This is a genomic window from Flavobacterium tibetense (assembly GCF_003293845.1).
In the GTDB taxonomy this organism is placed as follows: domain Bacteria; phylum Bacteroidota; class Bacteroidia; order Flavobacteriales; family Flavobacteriaceae; genus Flavobacterium; species Flavobacterium tibetense.
Genome location: NZ_QLST01000047.1, coordinates 1 through 936, shown reverse-complemented (window position 1 = coordinate 936; position 936 = coordinate 1). Strand labels below are relative to the sequence as shown.

At 36.9% G+C, this 936-nt stretch carries 1 protein-coding gene; it reads left to right on the top strand.

Annotation, left to right across the window (positions count from 1 at the left end):
* Positions 1 to 30: 30 nt before the first annotated feature.
* A partial coding sequence (locus tag DPN68_RS13030) for a 23S rRNA (adenine(2503)-C(2))-methyltransferase RlmN (protein ID WP_133256614.1) occupies positions 31 to 936 on the top strand: 906 nt, incomplete at its 3' end.

Here is a 936-nt window from a genome sequence, read left to right as displayed (position 1 = left end):
CTTTTATTATTTAGAAGAAAGGATATAAAAATGAAACGTTTACCTAAATATACGCCTGCGGAAGTACGGAATGATCCATACGGATTTACTTACAAAGAAATGTCGGAAGTTATTGGCGAGAATGAAGCAAAAGCCTTATATGAAGAATTATATAAGCAATTACCACGCAAAAAAAATCTATCAATGTTGGTAAAAAATATTTGCAAAAGCAGTGATACTGAAAAGTATGTTTACGAACTGAAAGACAACAAATACATTGAAACGGTTTTTATCAAGCGGCGAGATGGTGGAACTGTTTGCGTGAGCACACAAGTCGGTTGTCCTGTTGGTTGTATTTTTTGTGAGTCCGGGCGAAATGGCTTTGTTCGTAATCTAACATCGTCAGAAATCGTACAACAGATTATATTGTTGCGTCGAAAAGTAAACCGTATCGTTTTTATGGGTATGGGAGAGCCTTTATTCAATTATGACAACTTGATAAAAGCAATCCATATTCTCCGAGATAGATATGGGCTCAACTTTCCAACCGACGGCATTACCATATCAACAGTTGGTCCGGTCGATCAATTAAAAAAATTGCGCGAGGAACATCTTAAAATTCAGTTGACAATATCTTTACACGCAGCAACACAATCTGCAAGAAATCGTATTATTCCTCACATGCGCATATATGCTATTGAAGATGTTGTTAAGCAAGCCTTATCCTATTCTGAAAGGCATAATCGCAAAATTGTCTTTGCGTATTTGCTTTTACCGGGTATAAATGACCGGCCCTCAGATGTAAGACAACTTGCAAAATGGTTTCGGGGCAAAAAAGTTATGATTAACGTGTTACAATACAACCCAACAAGCAATTCAAGAATTAAAGCACCACAGAAACGGGAAATAGTTGCATTCAAACATCAATTAGAGCAAGCAGGACTTGAAGTTACTATG